This is a genomic window from Candidatus Pseudothioglobus sp. Uisw_086, assembly GCF_048085745.1.
Classification (GTDB): Bacteria; Pseudomonadota; Gammaproteobacteria; order PS1; family Pseudothioglobaceae; genus Pseudothioglobus.
Genome location: NZ_CP159803.1, coordinates 1,267,814 through 1,285,554 on the forward strand (window position 1 = coordinate 1,267,814; position 17,741 = coordinate 1,285,554).

Below are 17,741 nucleotides of genomic sequence, written 5' to 3' on the forward strand. Positions count from 1 at the left end.
ATGAATTTATAGGATTAATTAAAGAAGTTATATGAAACACTATCTATTGATTAACAGTTATTATGTTGATTGACATAGTAAAATTTGCCTAGTCTTTATAATTGAACTTTAATGCTAAACTTTTTTAAAAAAAATCAAAGCCCTGAGTCTGAAGGTGAGACAAAAAAACCTTCACTAAAAGATCGGCTATTTAAATCCAAAACTAAACTTGGAGATGGTCTTTCATCCCTTCTTATGGGTAAAAAGAAAATAGATGAAGCACTTCTTGAAGATTTAGAAATGCTTTTAATTGGAGCAGATATAGGTATTCAAACAACTGACAAGGTTATTGAATCTGTGAGAAAAAAAGCATCTAGAAAAGAACTTAAGGACAGTGATGGTCTTTATGAACTTATAAAAATTGAACTTGAATCATTCTTAATTAAAGAAAATTTACTACAAACAAATGTTGATAAAACTTTTGTTATTCTTGTTGTTGGTATCAATGGTGCTGGAAAAACTACCACGATTGGTAAGCTTGCTAAGCTATTTCAAAGTGAGGGAAAATCTGTAATGCTTGCAGCTGGAGACACTTTTCGTGCTGCTGCTGTTGAGCAGCTTCAAGTTTGGGGAGAGAGGAATGATATTCCAGTCATCGCTCAAAAAACAGGGGCAGACGCAGCCTCGGTTGTATATGATGCTTACCAGTCAGCGATTGCTAAAAATATTGATATCTTAATTGCAGATACTGCAGGAAGACTTCATACACAAGATAATTTAATGCAAGAACTTGAAAAAATTAAGAGAGTTCTTAAAAAGCATAATGAAGATGCGCCACATGAAACTCTCTTAGTTATCGATGGTGGGTCAGGTCAAAATGCGATTCAACAAGCAAATGAATTTCATAAATCCATTAACCTATCAGGACTCGCTGTTACTAAACTTGATGGAACAGCTAAAGGTGGAGTTTTATTTGCAATTTCAGACTCTCTTAAACTGCCTATTCGTTTTATTGGGGTTGGGGAAGCAATCGATGATTTAAAACCTTTTAATGCAAAAGATTTTGTTGACGCTTTATTTGATTAGTTAACTTATTTATGATTTTATAGAACTACTGATAGTGTCAATCTTCTTAGCAAGCTGAGTATCAAGCTTTGTTATTCCGCCCTCACTATGAGTAATCAAATTTATCTCAACTCTATTATAAACATTTGACCATTCTGGGTGATGATCCATAGCTTCTGAGGTAATAGCAACTTCAGTCATAAAACCAAAAGCTTGGATAAAGTTAGAAAACTTAAACGTCTTAGAAAGTTTTTCATTAACGATATTCCAGTCATTATGCTCTTCTAAATATACATTTAATTGTTTATTAGTTAAAATCAAATTAAACCTCGTTTAAGAGCTCTTTTGCTCCCATAGATAATAGTTTATTAGCAACAAGCTCACCTAATACCTTTGGCTTTGATATATCGCCACTTTCTTCTACCCTCAAAATAACTCCCGAATCAACATTACCAACCATACCCTTAAGTCTCATCTCAGTTTTATTACTGGTTGCGTAGCCACCAATTGCAACTGAACATCCACCCTCAAGAGAAGAATTCATTGCCCTTTCAGCACAAACCTCATTCATGGTTTTTTTATTTACAAGCGGCTCAATAAGTCTAATTATGTCCATATCACCTTTTCTAATCTCTATACCTAAAGCACCCTGACCAACTGCTGGTAGGGATTTTTCAGCGCTCAGATGCTGCTTAATTCTACCTTCAAAACCCAGCCTTATAAGGCCTGAGCATGCCAAAATAATAGCGTCATACTGACCTTCATCTAGCTTTCTTAATCGAGTATTAACATTTCCTCTTAAATCTAAAATGGTCAAATCAGGTCTTAATGCTTTTAATTGAACTATACGCCTTAAACTACAAGAACCAACTCTAGCTCCATGTGGAAGTTCACTTATGCTATCAAAATCATTTGAAACAAATGCATCAAAAGGATTTTCTCGCTCCAAGATTGCTCCAACCTCGAATTCCTTTGGAAGCTCATAAGGAACATCTTTCATAGAATGAACAGCAATATCAGCCCTTCCTTCCAGAATACCTATTTCGAGCTCTTTAATGAATAGGCTTTTGCCGCCAATTTTTGAAAGTGGTGAATTTAATATCTTATCGCCCTGAGTAGTCATTTTTACCAACTCAACCTCTATATTAGGATTAAAAAATTGCAGTCTTGACTTTACAAACTCTGCCTGCCAAAGGGCCAGAGGGCTTTTACGTGTTGCAATTTTAAGCACTGTGATAATGTCTCCAATTCAATTTACTACCAACAATATTTTATCGGGTGTTTATTAATAATGTTGGCTTTTGCCAATTATATTTATAATGATAAAAAATATTTTTTTAGTAATCAATACTCACCTAAAAAAGGTTTTTATATTATTTTCAGTAACTTATCGCCTATATAGTGGAATAATGTGCAGTTATTGAAATTTGTATTAATGGCAGAGTAAATTGAACTATGAAGTCTAAAAAAAATCATTTATGGGGTGGGCGCTTTAATGAGCCAACAGATAAATTTGTCAAAATTTTTGGCGCATCTGTTACCTTTGATAAAGTTCTTGCACTCTATGACATTGAGGGCTCTATTGCTCATGCAACAATGCTCTATGAAGTTAATGTCCTTACAAGCACTGAGCTAAAACAAATTCTTGAAGGTCTTGATAAAGTCAAAGATGAAGTAGTTAATGATCAATTTAGTTGGTCAGTTGAACTGGAAGATGTTCACATGAATATTGAATCAAGGTTAACTGAAATTTGTGGAGATTCAGGGAAAAAACTTCATACTGGTCGTTCTCGAAATGATCAAGTTGCGACTGACATTAGACTCTACCTTAGAGATCAAGTACGGCTAATTACAAAAGAGTTAGAAAGACTTTTAAATGCTCTTCTTGATCTTGCAGAGCAAGAAAAAGAAACGATTATGCCTGGATTTACTCACCTTCAAGCTGCTCAGCCAATTAGCTTTGGCCATCATTTACTGGCCTATTTTGAGATGCTCAAGCGAGATCGTGAGCGCCTGCAAGAGAGCTTTAAAAGAATTAATACAATGCCATTAGGGAGCGCTGCTCTTGCGGGAACTAGTTATCCAATTAATCGCGAACGTACTGCTGAACTTTTAGGATTTGAGCGAATAAGCTTAAACTCGATTGATGCTGTCAGTGACCGTGATTTTGCGATTGAGTTTGCTTCAAATGCGAGTCTAATTATGATGCATCTTTCAAGGTTTTCTGAAGAGCTAATTCTATGGTCAAGCGCACAATTTGAATTCATATCTCTTCCTGATAGCTTTTGCACGGGCTCATCCATTATGCCTCAAAAGAAAAATCCAGATGTTCCAGAATTAGTGCGAGGTAAGACTGGCCGAGTAACTGGTAATTTAATTTCCCTATTAACAATAATGAAAGGTCAGCCATTGGCATACAACAAGGATAACCAGGAAGATAAAGAGCCGCTATTTGATAGTGTTGAAACTATTTATTCTTGTCTTCGTGTTTTTGCTGATATGGTTCCAACGATCAAAACTAACAAAGAAAACATGTACCAATCTGCTCTTAAAGGTTATACAACTGCAACTGATTTAGCAGATTATCTTGTAAAGAAGGGTTTAGCTTTTAGAGATGCGCATGATGTTGTTGGTAAGGCCGTCTCTTATGGAATCAAAGATGGTAAAGACTTAAGTGAATTTTCAATTGGTGAGCTCAAAAAATTTAACTCATTAATTGAAGAAGATATTTTTGATGTAATCTCACTAGAGGGATCTATTAACTCTCGAAATCATCTAGGTGGAACCTCCCCAAATCAAATTTCAATTGCCATTAAAACAGGACGAAAATCCATTAAGTAATGCGCATAGTTTTTGCAGGAACCCCTAAATTTGCTGTCGAATCTCTAGCCATTCTTCATAAATCTAATCATGAGGTAATTGGGGTATATTGCCAGCCTGATAGGCCAAAAGGAAGAGGAAAGGTTTTAACAGCCTGCCCAGTTAAACTATATGCAGAAGAAAATAATTTGCGAGTTATTCAGCCTGAAGATTTCAGTAGTAAGCAAAATCAAAAAATATTTACCTCACTAAATCCAGATATCATGGTAGTTGCAGCATATGGACAGATACTTCCAAGTAAAGCACTGAAAACCCCAAGGCATGGATGTCTTAACATTCATGCATCTCTACTACCAAGATGGAGGGGAGCTGCCCCTATCGAAAGAGCGATCCTTGCAGGAGATAAAGAAACTGGAATTTCAATAATGCAAATGAATGAGGGGCTGGACACTGGAGATGTTTTACTTAAACAAAAATATTTAATTGCCAGCAATGAGACCTCTCAATCACTGACGGACTCATTATCAATCATGGGGGCTGAATTAATCTTTAATGCTTTAAATCGATTAAATGAATTAAAGGCCACTCCTCAAAATAATAAAGACGCGATTTATGCAAAAAAGATTGTGAAAGGGGAAGCTCAAATAGACTGGCATCAAAGTGCAAAAAATATAAGCCTGATGATTAGAGCCTTTAATCCAAGACCTATAGCTCAAACTTACGCAAAAGCTAAACAATTCGAAAGCAAGGTTATTAGAATTATTGAGGCTGATGAAGTTCAACATGAATCTTCAAAAATCCCAGGTACAATCATTGAGCAAAGTAAAAATAATTGTTATATTGCGACTGGAAATGGCGTCTTAAGCCTCAAGAGAGTCCAGCTTGCTGGAAAAAATGAAGTGTCAATTAAAGACTTTAATAATGCTTACCAATTACTTGAGCTAAGCTAAAAATATATTCTTAGTTAGAAAATCCAACCTGTCTCCAAGCCTCATAAGCTACAATTGAAACACAGTTTGAAAGGTTTAGACTTCTCGAGCCTTTTTGCATAGGTAGAGTTATACCATCATATTCATCCATTATCTCTTTTGGAAGGCCCTTAGTTTCAGAGCCAAATAGAAATGAATCATCACTATGGTATTTAATGTCAGCATAACTCTTACTGACTTTTGTACTTACAAAATAGAGTTTAGCTGGGTTAGCTTTGTCTAAGTAGTCATCAAAATTTTCATATTCATAAACCTGAGCTAATTCTTTATAGTCAAGCCCAGCTCGTCTTAAGCGCTTATCATTAATCTCAAATCCATAAGGCTTTATAAGGTGAAGATTTGCACCCATATTTGCTGACAAACGTATTAAACTTCCTGTGTTACTGGGTATCTCGGGTTGGTATAAAACTAAATTTAACATACAGCTACTTTTTACAAATAACATTATCATCCCATAGAACATAAACCAATTACCAAAACTCGCTTATTGATATAATATTAAAAATGAAATATTACATAGAAATTAGAAGCTTTTTACAATCTCAAGCAACCTAAATTTACTCCATGTCTATAAGAAAATCGACTAAAGACTATCTTAAGATGGATGTCAAAGATATATTAAAACTTTTATGTTTAGCACTTGATCAAACTAAAGAGCAGTTGTTTTCAAATCAGGATTATGAGCTAAATAATGCAGAACTGAAAACACTTGATAATTTAATTAAGCAAAGAAGTAATGGCAAACCTTTTGCCTATCTCAAAGGCACTCAAGGATTTTATGATCTTGATTTTATAGTCTCACCTGCAACTTTAATTCCAAGACCTGAAACAGAACTATTAATCGACATTGCACTTGATACGTTTGATACAAATAAAAAAATAAGCCTACTAGACCTAGGAACTGGAAGCGGCATAATAGCCATAACTCTTTCTGAAAAGCGTCCAAAATGGAAGATTTCAGCCACTGATCAGTCGATTGATGCGCTGAATATTGCCAAACTCAATTCAACTAAAGATATTGATTTTTATTGTGGCAGCTGGTTTGACCCATTACCTCTTACAAAATTTGATTTAATTGTCAGCAACCCGCCCTATATTAATGAGCATGACCCGCACTTAGAAGATTTAAAATATGAACCTATTGAGGCCTTAGTCTCAGGCGATGATGGCCTTAATGACATCAGAGAAATCATCACCAAATCAACAGAATTTCTTAACATTGGTGGATATTTACTGCTTGAGCACGGATATGACCAAAAGGATAGAATTATTAAGTTATTAGAAGAGTCTTTTACAAATATCAAAACATTTAAAGACCTCAATAAGCTCGATAGGGCAATCCTTGCAGAACTAAGGTAACTCAAAAAATTCTGCTTTTTTCTTTGAAGACTTTTGTTGAGCTAATATAACCCCAGAAATAACGATTAAAGCTCCAAATGCTTGATGCCATATCCAGCTATCGCCAAGAAGAAACAGCATAAACATGACGTAGAATGGAACAGCATTTAAATGAAATGACGCCAAACCAATTCCGAGTTGACTAACAGCCTTTATCCAGAAAATTTGAGAAATTCCCAACCCAAGCCAAGCGTAAATAAGTACTAAGCCTAAATGCTCAATAGTAATAATTGACGTAGCATTAGTTAAATCAAAAAATACACTACAGACAAAATATAAGAATATTGATAGCCCCGCCATACCAAAAGATGTGACTGCTGTTTGACCTAGGTTAGACATGCCAGGAAGGCTTTTGACTGTTGCTCTGGAGCCCCATGCAAATAATGCAACTCCAATAATTCCTATGAGAGCAGCTATGCCAACATTATCCTCTCTTAGTGAGGCGCCTGAAGCAATATAGCCACCAAGTAATACTAGAACGACACCAAAGAAAAACCATAATGTCATTTTGCGTCCATCAAGAAGCATCTCCAAACTCACAGCAAAAACTGGCATTGTGGCTACCGCCAGTGCTGCGATTACTGGTGTTGTTAATGATTGAAGCATAAGGATTAAAAAAGCCCCAATTCCAAATCCTGATAAGCCTATTAAAAAACCCTTTAACCATTTAGCAGATTTGACTTTTTGTATTCCTTCAATAAATAACCAAATTATAAAAATTAAAATAAAGGAAAAAACATTTCGAGCTGTGATTACGCTAACAACATCCCAGTCCTTTAATAAATATTCAGCAGCAGGAAAGCCCGTTGCAAAAAGAAGTATAGAAAACACACAAAGAAAGTTAGACTTAACAATTGTTGTTTTGTTGTCAGTTGACTCTTTTGAGGTAGATATACTCATAGTTTTAAAGAGTTGAATGTGGTGTATTGCAGACTCGCAATATATCAGAAACTATTAATTTAGCAATATTTATTTACTGCTCTAAGTTTATTGAAATCTCGATCAATATGAAAATTCAAGATTGTCAAAAGCATCGAAGTGGATGTATAATAATTTTTATCAAGATAAAGGCTTATTAAGCGCTGCCTTGAAAATAGGATTTAAGTGATTTATTATCATTTTTTTTTATACTCAACGCAACTATAAGAGGTTACTTATGCTTGAAAAAAAACACATCGGTCAATCCACTCAAAGTATTTGGGGTGGAGAGCAAGAGCACGAACTATATGAGCGCTCAACTCAAGTACCAGTCGTTCACAGCGTTTCATTTGCCTACGAAGATATTGATACTTGGCATAAAGTTGCCCTAGGTGAAGCTGAAGGCCATATATACTCTCGAAATACAAACCCAACAGTCCGCGCTTTTGAGGACAAAGTAAAAGAACTTGAAGGTGCTGAAGCGGCAACTAGCTTTTCCTCGGGGATGGCGGCAATTAGTAATACCTTAGCTACCTTTTTAAAGCCTGGCGACCGCCTTGTTTCAATCAAGGATAGTTATGGGGGCACAAATGTCATTTTTAATGAATTTTTACCGCCACTTAATATTAATGTTAGCCTTTGTGAAACGGGTAATTATGAGCAAATAGAAAGCGAAATTGCTAAAGGCTGCAAGGTGTTATATTTAGAAACGCCAACCAATCCAACCATTAAAATTACAGATATCAAACGCTTAAGTGCGGCAGCTAAAAAAGTAGGTGCACTAGTTGTTGTTGATAACACATTTGCAACTCCAATCAATCAAAGACCGCTTGAGCTTGGTGCTGATATTACTCTGCATTCCGCCTCTAAATATCTAGGGGGTCACGCAGATGCTCTTGGAGGGATAATTTGTGGCAATCAAGACCTAGTTAAGAAAGTTTATCATTACCGTGAAATAAATGGCGCCACCCTTGCTCCAATGGATGCCTATAGCCTCTTAAGAGGTATGAAAACATTAAAGCTTCGAGTTGAAAGACAAAATGAAAGCGCTATGTTAATTGCAACGTATTTACAAAATCATCCTTTGGTTGAACAGGTTAATTACCCTGGATTGGAATCTCATCCTGGGCATGAGATAGCTAAAGAACAAATGAATGGTGGATACGGCGGAATGTTAAGTTTTTCTGTTAAAGGTGGTCTAGATTCAATTAAGAAATTTTTACCAAAACTTAAATATGCCTATATGGCGGCTAATTTGGGATGCGTTGAAACGGTAGTTGGTCCTCCATTAACGACAAGTCATGTAGAGTGCAGCGCAGAAGAGCGAAGGGCAGCTGGCATTCCTGAAGGCTTAGTCAGATACTCAACTGGAATTGAGGATGTAGAGGATTTGATTGCTGACTTAGGGCATGCATTTGAAGAAATTTCTTAAGAATTTTAGGAGAATACAATGAAACAAGAAAGAAGAAGATTTTCTCAAGAGGAGTACCTTGATAGACAATTAAAGACTCGCAAGTCAATGAATGCTTTAAACGTAGAAGTTTTAATTGTTTACGACCCTGCTAATATGTTCTGGTTAACGGGTTATGATGGCTGGTCATTTTATGTTCATCAATGTGTTGTAATTACAACAGATGGTGGTCTTTTTTGGTATGGCAGAGGGATTGATGCAAAAGGGGCAGAACTAACTACAGACCTTGAGTTAAATAATATCCTCTCATATCCAGATGATTATGTGATGAGCCCCGAGAGACATCCAATGGAGTTCCTTGCCAATATCCTAAAAGAGAAAGGTCTACATAATAAAAGAATTGGTCTAGAAAAAGACAACTATTATTTCTCTGCCAGAGCCGCAGAGTCATTATATAGTTCACTACCTACAGCAACTTTTAGTGATCAGACAGGGCTAGTAAATTGGCAAAGAGCCGTTAAATCTGAAACTGAAATTACTTATATGAAGCGTGCAGGTAAGGTAATTGAAGGAGTTTATGAAAGGGTTATGCAGGTGGCAGAACCTGGAATGAAGAAAAATGACTTAGTTGCTGAAATATATCACGCAGGCGTTCAAGGACACCAAGGGCATTATGGAGACTACGCCTCATTCGTTCCTCTTATTGGCGCAGGAGAAGAAGCGGCGGCCTGTCATATGACATGGAATGATGAACCACTAAAAGATAATGAAGGTATGTTTTTAGAGCTTGGAGGAGCTTACGCAAGATATCACTGCCCTTGCTCAAGAACTTTATTTTTAGGAACGCCCCCTCAGCACTACTTAGACATTGAAAAGGTAATTAATGAGTGCATTGTAAATGCTATCGAGATGTTCAAGCCGGGCAATACCTGCGCTCAGATTTCAGACAACTTTACAGCGACTCTGAAAAAATATGGCTATGAAAAAAATAACCGATGCGGCTACCCTATTGGTTGCAGCTACCCACCTGACTGGGGCGAACGCACAATGAGTCTTCGAGGAACTGATCAAACAGTTTTAGAAGAAAACATGACATTTCATTTTATGCCTGCGATCTGGTTTGATGACTGGGGCTTTGAAATGACTGAGAGTATTCGCGTTGGAAGTAAAGGTGGTGAATGCCTATCTAATGTCCCCAGGAAACTATTAGTTAAGTAAGGCTTCTCTTCACTAGGTCTGACTTTTTGATTAAACCTTCTGGAATAACATCAGTATCTTTGATTTTATTTAAGACTGCATAACTGAAATAACGCCTCATGCCAATATCTGCCTTTAAGACTCTCTTAATGAATTCTTGGTAACCAGTAACGTCTTTAACAAGGACTTTTAATATGTAGTCTAGGCCTCCGCCCACAGACCAGCATGAGAGTACTTCATCAAAGCCCAGTATAGCTTCTTCAAATCGTGCAAACTGGCCTTGCTTATGACTCTCAAGTTCAACCTCAGTAATTACTAGATGAAAATTGTCTAAAAATGAAGAAGACAGTCTTGCGCCGTAGCTTTCAATAATCCCAGCCTCCTCTAATCTTTGGAGTCGATCCCAGGAAGGGGTAAGTGATAAATTAAGTTTTTCTGCAAGAGCAGTTTTAGTTATTCTTCCTTCTTTCTGAAGAATAACCAGTATTTGAATGTCTCTTTCATCAAGCTTATGCATGGAACTATTATGACTCTAAATGGTATTTAATTTACCAAAAAAATTCACTGCTGTGTGAATTAATGTTAATAATCAGTACTTTACAGGCCTTAGAGATGCTTTAGTCTGGCTAATTAAGACTGCCGATAATTTGAGAAATTTGATCAAAAGTAGCCTGGTTTGAAGTAAAAACTGGTTTACCAATAGCCGCTTCAATTTCAGGAATTATTTCTGCTGATCTCATTGCTGTACACGATATAAAAATCGCATCCGCATCCTCATGAATTGCTGCCTTTGCTGCTGCAATGATTTCATCGGCAGGGAGCATAGCAACATCTCTGTCATCATCCATATCCATATGCATTGACGACACCATTTCAACACCATTACGCTCTAAATAACTCCTCAAAAGAGAGGAAACTTCTTCACTATAAGGCGTTAAAACGCTGATTTTTTTAAAGCCTCGCGCCTTAAAATTTGCAACAACCGCTTGAGAGGTAGAAAGAACTTTTGCAGTTGGCTTACTTTCATGAATTGCAGACTCTATTGCCTCATCGCCAACTATGGATGATGAAGAGGTGCAATTAAATACAACTAAGTCGAGATCATAATTAGGAAGTATTAGTGCTGCAGCATCAGTCAAATCGTCGCCAATTGCTGCTAAAGACTCTGGGGTCATAGGGTTTGCAAAATGAATTCGGTTGAAATAAAAGTCATAGTCTGGTTTTTGCTCTGTGTACATTCTTACAAAGTCACGCTCAAAGGTGAAATCTGTATTTAAAACTATCAGTCCTACTGATGGCCTATCCCTTCTCTCGCTCAAAGCGTCAGATATTTGATATTTTTTTGATTCTATAGTCATAATAAATTAATGTTTAATTGATGTTGAGAATAGGTGCATCACAACCACACCTGAAATAATTAACGCCATACCAATAAATGAGGCAAGATCTGGCATCTCCTTATAAATAATTGCCCCAGAACATGCAACCAAAACAATACCTAAACCAGACCAAACAGCATACACCACGCCTAACGGCAATTCTCTTAAAGCAAGAGTCATTAGCCAAAAAGAAATAAGGTAGAAGACAACCAAAAATGTGGTTGGTACGAGTCTAGTGAACTCTTCTGTAGCCTTTAAAAGCGTTGTTCCAGCTACTTCAGCTACAATAGCAAGCGCTAAGTAAACGTAAGTCATAAAGATTAAAGTGACTGTAAAAATCACAGTATAACCTTAAGAAATAAACTTTACAAGAACTATAAAAGATAATTGAAGTTGGCCTATAAGCCGGGTTCTGTATGACCAAAGTCATGATAGTCATTCATCTACGATACTTGTCACCAAGCATCTTTAGCACTCTACCCGAAGACAACGCGAGCAGCGCCAATGCCTTCCTATTTGAGCTTGCTCCAAGTGGGGTTTACCATGCCACACTTATCACTAAGTACGCGGTGAGCTCTTACCTCACCATTTCACCCTTACCTATCGAAACAGGCGGTTTATTTTCTGCTGCACTTTCCGTCGCATCACTGCGCCTAGCCGTTAACTAGCACTTTGCTCTTTGGAGCCCGGACTTTCCTCCTAGCGCAATTGCACTCGGCGACCATCCGGCCAACTTCAAGGGAAAATTATACGCTAGGAATTCACCGTTTAAACAGTGCACTAAAATCGAATAAAGACTTTGTCTAACTCTGAAAGGTTATAGGAATATTATCCAGCACTTGATGGATATTTTCACCATCAGTATCAACTGCGACAGTTACCGGCATATCTTTAACTTCAAGTTCATAAATCGCCTCCATTCCCATCTCCTCAAAGGCAACAACTTTTGCCTTCTTAATGGACTTAGAAATTAAGTAAGCAGCGCCGCCAACAGCAATCAAATAAGTTGCCTTGTGCTTTTTAATACTTTTAATAGTTGATTCGCCGCGCTCAGCCTTACCAATCATGCCCAAAATTCCTGTGTTTTTTAGCATCATGTCAGTAAATTTATCCATCCTACTCGCAGTTGTTGGGCCTGCTGGACCTATCACTTCATCACCCACAGCATCTACTGGCCCAACATAATATATAAATTTGTTATCAAAATTAACGCCTTTAGGAAGCCCCTCTCCATCATCAATCATTGACTTAAGGCGCTTATGGGCAGCGTCCCTTCCAGTAATAATTGTTCCAGATAGTAGCAGTGTGTCTCCAATATTCCAATGCTCCATTTGAGATTGAGTTAGGTTATTTAAATCTACCTTTGTGTACTTAGAAACGTCCATCTCCAAGTCTGGATAGAGACTTAAATCAACCTCTGGCAATTCAGCAACTCCAGAGCCATCTAACGTAAAGTGGACATGTCTCGTAGCAGCGCAGTTTGGAATCATTGCAACTGGCAGTGAAGCTGCATGCGTTGGATAATCTTGAATCTTAACGTCAAGAACTGTTGTTAAACCGCCCAGACCTTGAGCGCCAATTCCAAGCGCGTTGATCTTATTAAATAAATTAATTCTTAGGGATTCTATTTCAGTGGGATCACTTTTATCTTTAATTTGATTAATATCGATTGGATCCATGAGCGCTGATTTGGCCATTAGCATGGCTTTTTCAGCAGTTCCGCCAACTCCAATACCTATCATTCCTGGAGGGCACCAACCCGCACCCATCGTTGGAATTGTTTTCAGAACCCAATCCGTCAAATTATCATCAGGATTTAAAACTGTAAACTTTGATTTGTTTTCAGAGCCGCCTCCTTTTGCAGCAACCGTAATATCTAATTTATTTCCTTTAACTAATTTGGTATGGATAACTGCAGGAGTATTGTCTTGAGTATTTTTTCGACTAAACAATGGATCACTAACGATTGAAGCCCTTAAGCGGTTATCAGGCTCATTGTAGGCCCTCCTTACTCCTTCATTGATCATCTCTTCGAGGGTAAGCTCAGACTCCCACTGAATGTCCATTCCAACTTCAACAAAAACATTAACAATCCCAGTGTCTTGACAAATTGGCCTCTTACCCAGAGCGCACATCTTAGAGTTAATTAAAATCTGAGATATCGCATTTTTTGCACTTTGATTGGCCTCTCTTTCATAAGCCGAAACCATTGCACTAATAAAATCAGGTGAATGATAATAAGAAATATATTGCAATGCAGAATGAATACTCTGTACTAAATGGTCTTGTTTAATTATCATATTTATTTGGATTCACCTATTGTCTAGTATATTAAAGCAAGATATATTATAATCTCTTTTCATTTTAATCATTTTTTTGCTAGGATTCCCTTATGTTCAATTTATTCAACGGCCAAAATCTATCAATCGATCTTGGAACAGCTAACACACTTATTTATATGGACGGTAAAGTAGTCCTCAATGAGCCTTCAGTTGTTGCATTAAGGCATGAAAAAGGTGCTTTAGAGTCTACAGTCATAGCTGTAGGTCAAGAAGCAAAAAATATGCTTGGAAGAACTCCTGGCTCAATTGAAGCTATTAGACCAATGAAAGATGGAGTAATTGCTGACTTTAAGGTCACTGAAAAAATGCTTCAATACTTTATGAAAAAAGTTTTAAAAGCAGGTTTTTTCTCCCCAAGTCCTAAGGTGTTAATTTGTGTCCCATGCGGCGCCACTCAAGTTGAAAGGCGCGCGATCAAAGAAAGTGCTGTAGGAGCTGGAGCAAGAGATGTATACCTTATTGAGGAGCCTATGGCTGCAGCGCTTGGTGCTGGAATGGCCATTGAAGAGGCTTCAGGTGCAATGGTTCTTGATATTGGTGGTGGAACCTCTGAGATAGCTATACTATCTTTAAATGGAATTGTTTATTCTGACTCCCTAAGAGTTGGAGGAGATGTTTTTGATGACACTATTGTTAAATTTGTAAGAAGGGTCCACGGCATTATTATCGGCGAGGCAACTGCTGAGCAAATAAAAGAAGAGGTTGGAAGTGCTTTTGAATCGAAAATTATTCGAAAGAACGAATTTAGAGGACGTGCAGTTTCTACCGGGTTACCTGTTGCTTTTGAAGTAACTAATTCTGAGATATTAGAGGCCTTGAGTGAGCCTCTTGGAATGATAATCAGCGCACTAAGAACAGCCCTTGAGCAAACGCCTCCTGAATTATCATCAGATATTGCGCAAAATGGCCTGGTTATTACTGGTGGTGGTGCACTTTTAGAGGGTCTTGATAAGCTAATTCATAATCAAACAAACCTGCCCGTTACTATTGCAGATGATCCACTTACCTGTGTTGCAAGAGGCGGAGGGATTGCTCTAGAAATGATTAATCAGCATGATATGGGATTTTTAGCTGCTGAGTGAGTCTAAATAAGTCGAGGAATTAATAATGCGGCTTGTCAAACTTTTCGTACCAGTACTTCTTTCAATTATCTTAATTGTATTAGATACTCGATTTTCTTACTTAGATAATTTTAAAAAATTCACCCTAACTCTTCTCAGCCCAATTTATGTAATTGTTGATTTGCCCAGCCAAGTTATTGATTGGGTCAACGACAAGGGTGCTGATAATGAGACTCTAACTGGTGAAAATGATTATCTAAAAGGTCAATTAATTGAACTTAAAGTAAGGCTTCAGAAATACAATAATCTAGCTTTAGAAAATCAAAAAATTTCAGGACTATTAGATTCAAGCTATGAAATACCAAATCATGATGTTTTGCTTGCACGTGTTAAGTCAATCTCTCAATCTAGGCTATCCAACAAAATAGTTATTGACAAGGGTTTAAATAATGAAGTGGCTCTATCTCAACTTATCATTGGCTCAGATGGGGCAGTCGGTCAAGTTATACAAGTTACTCCTTTGTTCTCAACGGTTCGTCTTCTAACTGACCCCACCCAATTTATGCCCGTTAAAAACTCAAGAAATGGAATTCGAGGCATCACCAAAGGAATTGCATCAAATGAAAAAGGCATGATAGTTGAGTATGTACCATTAGATTCAGATGTTAAAGTTGGAGATTTATTCCTTACTAGTGGAATTGGTAATTCATACCCATCCGGCTATCCTGTTGGAAGAGTAACTTCAATTGATGATTCTTTAGATGCCTCATTTCTATCGATTAAGCTTCAGCCATCTCAAAATATGAATAAATTAGAAATGGTCCTTATCATTAAAGGAAAAAATGACTAATTCAAATCACTTCTTTCTTCTAGTTAAAATATCTATTATTGCATTTATTACTGGTGCAATTTCGTTGCCGTCTTTTCTAGAGCTTGCCTCTCCTTTTTGGTTATTTCCTTTTTTTAGCTACTGGGTTATTTATTCAAATGGTAAGAATAACTATATTACTGCATTTATTCTTGGAATATTACTTGATATTATTGAGGGAGGAACTCTAGGTCAAAACGCTGCTGCCCTAGTACTTAGCTCTGCTTTTATCTTAAATGTAAAAAAATCTTTTTTTGTTTCAAATTTAACGACTCAACAAGTTTATATTTTTTTAGGATCTATAATTTACTTGATTATATTTTTATTGGTCCATCAATTAACTCAAGGCCTTAATTTTGAGTGGCTGATATTACTTTCTCCATTTACTAGTGCAATTTTATGGCCCTTAATTCGATACTTATTAGCAAAGCTTAAACAATAATTAAGTTAAAGATATGGAAAAAATTGGAAACATTAAGCGCGAAAAAGTAGTATTCAAATCAAGAGTAATTTTTTCTGCAATCATAATGCTTTCGATAACTCTGATCCTAATAGTAAGACTGTTTAATCTTCAAGTAACTAAGCATGATTACTATTTAGAAGAGGCGCTTGGCAATCAAATGCAAAATCTCCCTATAACTCCAATTAGGGGTGATATTCTAGATCGAAATGGGAAAATTTTAGCAACTAATGAATTTTCTTATATATTAACAATCACTCCAGAAAAAGTAACCAATTTAAACGAAACATTGATAGGGTTAGAAAGAAGTGATTTAATTACTTATGAAGATATTAAAAAATTTAATAAAAAATTAAGTCGCTTTAAAAAATTTCATAACATACCCTTAAAATTTAATCTCTCTGAGTCATCAGTTGCCTCATTTTTAGTAGAAAACCAAATCTCTGGTGTTGAGGTTGAGCCATATTTTCATCGAGTTTATCCTTATGGAGGATCGAGCGCTCATCTCATTGGATATGTCTCTTCAATGAGTAAAACAGATAAAAGTATTTATGATAAAAAAAATTATAATGGCACAAATTTTGTTGGCAAAACAGGTATTGAAAAACAATATGAAAAGCTACTTCATGGGCAATCTGGTATAAAACAAATTGAGCGAAATGTAGCTGGCCGAATTGTGGACACCAAAATTATAACACCCTCTATCGCTGGCCAAGATATCTACTTAAATATTGATATAGACTTGCAACTTAAAGCTGAATCTCTTCTCGGAGATAGTAGAGGTGTTATCGCACTTATAAATGTTAAAGATGGGTCAATACTCAGTCTAGTCAGTACCCCTTTATATAATCCCAATTGGTTTGTTAATGGAATTTCAGTCGAAAGATATAATGAGCTCAGTAGTAATGAAGATTTGCCACTTTTTGATAGAAGCATTAAAGGACTCTACCCTCCTGGATCGACTATCAAGCCAATGGTTGCTCTTGCTGGTTTAGAGCTTAATAATATAACTATTAAAGATACTACCTTTTGTCCTGGATACTACAAATTAAATAATTACTCTAGAAAGTTTAATGACTGGAAACGAACTGGTCATGGGAAAGTAGATGTGATTGAGGCTATTGCTCAATCATGTGATGTATTTTTCTATGATTTAGCTTTCAATATGGGCATTGATCAAATTCATGACAGCCTTTCATATTTTCAATTTGGCAAAAAAACAGGAATTGACTTGCCAGGAGAACTTGGCGGCATCCTTCCCTCTAGAGAGTGGAAAAAGATTAATAAGGACGAGCCTTGGTATAGAGGAGAAACTCTTATAACAGGAATTGGCCAAGGTTTTATGACTGCAAGCCCTCTTCAACTCGCTTTAGCAACAGCAGCTATAGCAAACAAAGGTCAGTTATTAATACCCCAAGTAATGATGCATTCTCAATCAAAAAATGGTGATTTATTTGAAGAACAAAACCTAAAATCAAATCAAATACCTATAAAGGATATCAATAATTGGGAGCTAATTATTGAAGCAATGAAGCAAACGGTATATGGCAAATTTGGTACAGCTAAAAGACTTAACAATAAGCTTAAATATAGCCTAGCGGGTAAAACTGGAACTGCACAGGTTTTTGGTCTTGACCCAGAAGAAGAGTACATTGCTGAAAATATTGAAGAGAAATTAAGGGATCATGCTCTATTTACTGGGTTTGCACCTATTGAAGATCCTCAAGTGGCAATTGCTATTATTGTTGAAAATGCAGGCAGTGGCAGCTCAAAAGCAGCACCTTTGGCAAGAGAACTATTAGACGAATACTTTATTAAAAATCCAGTTGAGCTAAATACACTAAATTAGATTAA

18 protein-coding genes and 1 other RNA gene are annotated in these 17,741 nt (G+C 36.6%); 10 read left to right on the forward strand and 9 right to left on the reverse strand.

Going from position 1 to position 17,741, the window contains the following annotated elements:
• Window positions 1-111: 111 nt before the first annotated feature.
• Window positions 112-1,065 carry a signal recognition particle-docking protein FtsY gene (gene ftsY, locus ABXT49_RS06395; protein ID WP_416651299.1) on the forward strand — a complete coding sequence of 318 codons (954 nt, stop codon included), beginning with the start codon at window positions 112-114 and terminating at the stop codon, window positions 1,063-1,065.
• Window positions 1,066-1,074: 9 nt separating this feature from the next.
• Here the strand turns inward: ftsY and ABXT49_RS06400 are convergent, their stop codons facing one another.
• Window positions 1,075-1,365 carry a 4a-hydroxytetrahydrobiopterin dehydratase gene (locus ABXT49_RS06400; RefSeq protein WP_416651300.1) on the reverse strand — a complete coding sequence of 97 codons (291 nt, stop codon included), beginning with the start codon at window positions 1,363-1,365 and terminating at the stop codon, window positions 1,075-1,077.
• A gap of 1 nt (window position 1,366) precedes the next feature.
• The gene (gene hemC / locus ABXT49_RS06405) at window positions 1,367-2,284 is read right to left on the reverse strand and encodes a hydroxymethylbilane synthase (protein WP_416653545.1); all 918 of its coding nucleotides are present in this window, start codon (window positions 2,282-2,284) and stop codon (window positions 1,367-1,369) included.
• Between the two features lie 215 nt (window positions 2,285-2,499).
• On the opposite strand from hemC, the gene argH reads away from it, so the two are divergent.
• The gene (gene argH, locus ABXT49_RS06410) at window positions 2,500-3,885 is read left to right on the forward strand and encodes an argininosuccinate lyase (RefSeq protein ID WP_416651302.1); all 1,386 of its coding nucleotides are present in this window, start codon (window positions 2,500-2,502) and stop codon (window positions 3,883-3,885) included.
• Entirely contained in the window at window positions 3,885-4,814 is a 930-nt protein-coding gene (gene fmt, locus ABXT49_RS06415; protein ID WP_416651304.1) for a methionyl-tRNA formyltransferase, read from the forward strand. Before argH ends, fmt begins: the two co-directional genes overlap by 1 nt.
• 10 nt (window positions 4,815-4,824) lie before the next feature.
• Here fmt and ABXT49_RS06420 read toward each other — a convergent pair whose 3' ends face one another.
• A complete protein-coding gene (locus ABXT49_RS06420; RefSeq protein ID WP_416651306.1) occupies window positions 4,825-5,274 on the reverse strand; it encodes a tRNA (cytidine(34)-2'-O)-methyltransferase in 450 nt (149 codons plus the stop codon).
• A gap of 143 nt (window positions 5,275-5,417) precedes the next feature.
• Here ABXT49_RS06420 and prmC point away from each other — a divergent pair, with 143 nt between their 5' ends.
• Window positions 5,418-6,212, forward strand: a complete 795-nt coding sequence (gene prmC, locus ABXT49_RS06425) for a peptide chain release factor N(5)-glutamine methyltransferase (RefSeq protein WP_416651308.1) — start codon at window positions 5,418-5,420, stop codon at window positions 6,210-6,212.
• Here prmC and ABXT49_RS06430 read toward each other — a convergent pair.
• Entirely contained in the window at window positions 6,204-7,151 is a 948-nt protein-coding gene (locus ABXT49_RS06430) for a DMT family transporter (protein WP_416651309.1), read from the reverse strand. The two genes, prmC and ABXT49_RS06430, sit on opposite strands and share 9 nt — an antisense overlap.
• Window positions 7,152-7,407: 256 nt before the next feature.
• Here ABXT49_RS06430 and ABXT49_RS06435 point away from each other — a divergent pair, with 256 nt between their 5' ends.
• The gene (locus ABXT49_RS06435; RefSeq protein ID WP_416651311.1) at window positions 7,408-8,601 is read left to right on the forward strand and encodes a cystathionine gamma-synthase family protein; all 1,194 of its coding nucleotides are present in this window, start codon (window positions 7,408-7,410) and stop codon (window positions 8,599-8,601) included.
• An 18-nt stretch (window positions 8,602-8,619) separates the two neighbouring features.
• Window positions 8,620-9,798 (forward strand): M24 family metallopeptidase, encoded by a 1,179-nt coding sequence (locus ABXT49_RS06440; protein WP_416651312.1) that lies wholly within the window; start codon window positions 8,620-8,622, stop codon window positions 9,796-9,798.
• Here ABXT49_RS06440 and ABXT49_RS06445 read toward each other — a convergent pair.
• The 5 genes from ABXT49_RS06445 to ABXT49_RS06465 form a co-directional block, all read right to left on the reverse strand.
• Window positions 9,791-10,294, reverse strand: a complete 504-nt coding sequence (locus ABXT49_RS06445) for an Lrp/AsnC family transcriptional regulator (RefSeq protein ID WP_416651313.1) — start codon at window positions 10,292-10,294, stop codon at window positions 9,791-9,793. The two genes, ABXT49_RS06440 and ABXT49_RS06445, sit on opposite strands and share 8 nt — an antisense overlap.
• A gap of 109 nt (window positions 10,295-10,403) precedes the next feature.
• Window positions 10,404-11,135, reverse strand: a complete 732-nt coding sequence (locus ABXT49_RS06450) for an aspartate/glutamate racemase family protein (protein ID WP_416651315.1) — start codon at window positions 11,133-11,135, stop codon at window positions 10,404-10,406.
• Window positions 11,136-11,141: 6 nt separating this feature from the next.
• Window positions 11,142-11,471 (reverse strand): DMT family transporter, encoded by a 330-nt coding sequence (locus ABXT49_RS06455; protein ID WP_271541098.1) that lies wholly within the window; start codon window positions 11,469-11,471, stop codon window positions 11,142-11,144.
• 70 nt (window positions 11,472-11,541) lie between these two features.
• An RNA gene (rnpB, locus tag ABXT49_RS06460) (RNase P RNA component class A) lies at window positions 11,542-11,893 on the reverse strand.
• 66 nt (window positions 11,894-11,959) lie between these two features.
• Window positions 11,960-13,456: a fumarate hydratase gene (locus ABXT49_RS06465; RefSeq protein WP_416651317.1), complete on the reverse strand. Its 1,497-nt coding sequence runs from the start codon at window positions 13,454-13,456 to the stop codon at window positions 11,960-11,962.
• Between the two features lie 92 nt (window positions 13,457-13,548).
• Between ABXT49_RS06465 and ABXT49_RS06470 the strand changes: the two genes are divergently transcribed.
• The 4 genes from ABXT49_RS06470 to mrdA are packed head-to-tail and all read left to right on the forward strand — an operon-like array spanning window position 13,549 to window position 17,736.
• Window positions 13,549-14,580: a rod shape-determining protein gene (locus ABXT49_RS06470; RefSeq protein ID WP_416651319.1), complete on the forward strand. Its 1,032-nt coding sequence runs from the start codon at window positions 13,549-13,551 to the stop codon at window positions 14,578-14,580.
• A gap of 25 nt (window positions 14,581-14,605) precedes the next feature.
• Window positions 14,606-15,409, forward strand: a complete 804-nt coding sequence (gene mreC, locus ABXT49_RS06475) for a rod shape-determining protein MreC (RefSeq protein WP_416651321.1) — start codon at window positions 14,606-14,608, stop codon at window positions 15,407-15,409.
• Window positions 15,402-15,869, forward strand: a complete 468-nt coding sequence (gene mreD, locus ABXT49_RS06480; protein WP_416651323.1) for a rod shape-determining protein MreD — start codon at window positions 15,402-15,404, stop codon at window positions 15,867-15,869. The genes mreC and mreD overlap by 8 nt, the downstream gene beginning before the upstream one ends.
• 13 nt (window positions 15,870-15,882) lie before the next feature.
• On the forward strand, window positions 15,883-17,736 hold the full coding sequence (gene mrdA, locus ABXT49_RS06485) for a penicillin-binding protein 2 (protein ID WP_416651324.1): 1,854 nt from the start codon (window positions 15,883-15,885) through the stop codon (window positions 17,734-17,736).
• Window positions 17,737-17,741: the final 5 nt, after the last annotated feature.

Bases quoted from the DNA above. Each gene is read 5' to 3' on its own strand.
- ftsY (WP_416651299.1), top strand. From the start codon at position 112: ATGCTAAACTTTTTTAAAAAAAATCAAAGCCCTGAGTCTGAAGGTGAG.
- ABXT49_RS06455 (WP_271541098.1), bottom strand. From the start codon at position 11,471: ATGACTTACGTTTACTTAGCGCTTGCTATTGTAGCTGAAGTAGCTGGA.
- fmt (WP_416651304.1), top strand. From the start codon at position 3,885: ATGCGCATAGTTTTTGCAGGAACCCCTAAATTTGCTGTCGAATCTCTA.
- ABXT49_RS06445 (WP_416651313.1), bottom strand. From the start codon at position 10,294: ATGCATAAGCTTGATGAAAGAGACATTCAAATACTGGTTATTCTTCAG.
- mreC (WP_416651321.1), top strand. From the start codon at position 14,606: ATGCGGCTTGTCAAACTTTTCGTACCAGTACTTCTTTCAATTATCTTA.
- ABXT49_RS06465 (WP_416651317.1), bottom strand. From the start codon at position 13,456: ATGATAATTAAACAAGACCATTTAGTACAGAGTATTCATTCTGCATTG.
- ABXT49_RS06430 (WP_416651309.1), bottom strand. From the start codon at position 7,151: ATGAGTATATCTACCTCAAAAGAGTCAACTGACAACAAAACAACAATT.
- ABXT49_RS06420 (WP_416651306.1), bottom strand. From the start codon at position 5,274: ATGTTAAATTTAGTTTTATACCAACCCGAGATACCCAGTAACACAGGA.
- ABXT49_RS06440 (WP_416651312.1), top strand. From the start codon at position 8,620: ATGAAACAAGAAAGAAGAAGATTTTCTCAAGAGGAGTACCTTGATAGA.
- argH (WP_416651302.1), top strand. From the start codon at position 2,500: ATGAAGTCTAAAAAAAATCATTTATGGGGTGGGCGCTTTAATGAGCCA.
- mreD (WP_416651323.1), top strand. From the start codon at position 15,402: ATGACTAATTCAAATCACTTCTTTCTTCTAGTTAAAATATCTATTATT.
- ABXT49_RS06435 (WP_416651311.1), top strand. From the start codon at position 7,408: ATGCTTGAAAAAAAACACATCGGTCAATCCACTCAAAGTATTTGGGGT.
- prmC (WP_416651308.1), top strand. From the start codon at position 5,418: ATGTCTATAAGAAAATCGACTAAAGACTATCTTAAGATGGATGTCAAA.
- ABXT49_RS06450 (WP_416651315.1), bottom strand. From the start codon at position 11,135: ATGACTATAGAATCAAAAAAATATCAAATATCTGACGCTTTGAGCGAG.
- ABXT49_RS06470 (WP_416651319.1), top strand. From the start codon at position 13,549: ATGTTCAATTTATTCAACGGCCAAAATCTATCAATCGATCTTGGAACA.
- mrdA (WP_416651324.1), top strand. From the start codon at position 15,883: ATGGAAAAAATTGGAAACATTAAGCGCGAAAAAGTAGTATTCAAATCA.